This window comes from Rahnella sp. RFA10(1/100) (assembly GCF_004195115.1).
GTDB classification, from domain to species: domain Bacteria; phylum Pseudomonadota; class Gammaproteobacteria; order Enterobacterales; family Enterobacteriaceae; genus Rahnella; species Rahnella perminowiae.
Genome location: NZ_SEWR01000036.1, coordinates 1 through 277, shown reverse-complemented (window position 1 = coordinate 277; position 277 = coordinate 1). Strand labels below are relative to the sequence as shown.

Annotated in this window: 1 rRNA gene; it reads right to left on the bottom strand. The window is 53.1% G+C overall.

Annotated elements, in window-relative coordinates:
- Positions 1-80, bottom strand: a 5S ribosomal RNA gene (rrf, locus tag ETV65_RS25395); the annotation flags it as partial.
- Positions 81-277: the final 197 nt, after the last annotated feature.

The window sequence follows — 277 nt, the reverse complement described above, 5'->3', positions numbered from 1 at the left end:
ACACTACCATCGGCGCTACGGCGTTTCACTTCTGAGTTCGGCATGGGGTCAGGTGGGACCACCGCGCTAGTGCCGCCAGGCAAATTCTGTTTCATCCGTACCGCAGCGCATCAGGGTTGCTCACCCCACGCCGCCATACGAACCAATCTAGGAACATTCCGCTGAAAATCTACTCTCTCGAGCCTGTCTCTCAAATCAAAAACACCTTGGGTGTTGTAAGGTTAAGCCTCTCGGGTCATTAGTACTGGTTAGCTCAATGCATCGCTGCACTTACACA